This is a genomic window from Acidovorax sp. KPB24-07, assembly GCF_057543315.1.
Genome location: NZ_BAAJYS010000968.1, coordinates 1 through 531 on the forward strand (window position 1 = coordinate 1; position 531 = coordinate 531).

Sequence of the window (531 nt, forward strand, 5' to 3'; positions counted from 1 at the left end):
GCAGCGACGTCTGCGACCACGGCCGTGACGTCAACTGCAGCGGCTTGTGCGCCAGCAGCAGAGAGGGCTGCGCCTGCAGCGGCTGCGGCGATGCGCAGGGTTTGGGTGTTGATGCGGTTCATTTCTTCATTCCTCAGGTTGATTTCCATCGATCGTTTTGACCGCCTGAATGAGCGTTCGGAACGCCCATCCAGCGGCCCATACCAGCAGGATGGCGCTGCTGATTGCTGCCGCTTCCTCCATGCCCAGATTGAGCAGAGGTAGCGAGAATTCGTGCACCACCGTGACCGTGCAGGCACTGGCACAGGTGATGGTTGTTGGCTCAGCCATGAGCGCGTTTACGGGCCTGCGAGATGCGCGCGTAGCGCTCGACGCACAGACCCACCAGGGACACCATGCGCGCGGCAATGAGCATCAGCAGGTGAGCGGCAATCGCTCCAGCGAGGCCCGCGACGAAGGCGAGCTTTGCCACGGCGTAGGCCAATGTTTCGAGCTCGGCAACTGTCATCACTCCACCGCGTCCAGCGTGAG

At 62.5% G+C, this 531-nt stretch carries 2 protein-coding genes; both read right to left on the reverse strand.

Translation table 11 applies throughout. From position 1 onward, the window contains the following. Positions 1 to 126: 126 nt before the first annotated feature. Entirely contained in the window at positions 127 to 330 is a 204-nt protein-coding gene (locus tag AC27IQ_RS26945; protein WP_487091534.1) for a hypothetical protein, read from the reverse strand. After that, positions 323 to 531, reverse strand: a 209-nt coding sequence (locus tag AC27IQ_RS26950) for a hypothetical protein (protein ID WP_487091535.1), incomplete at its 5' end; no start/stop codon positions are given. The genes AC27IQ_RS26950 and AC27IQ_RS26945, both read right to left, overlap by 8 nt.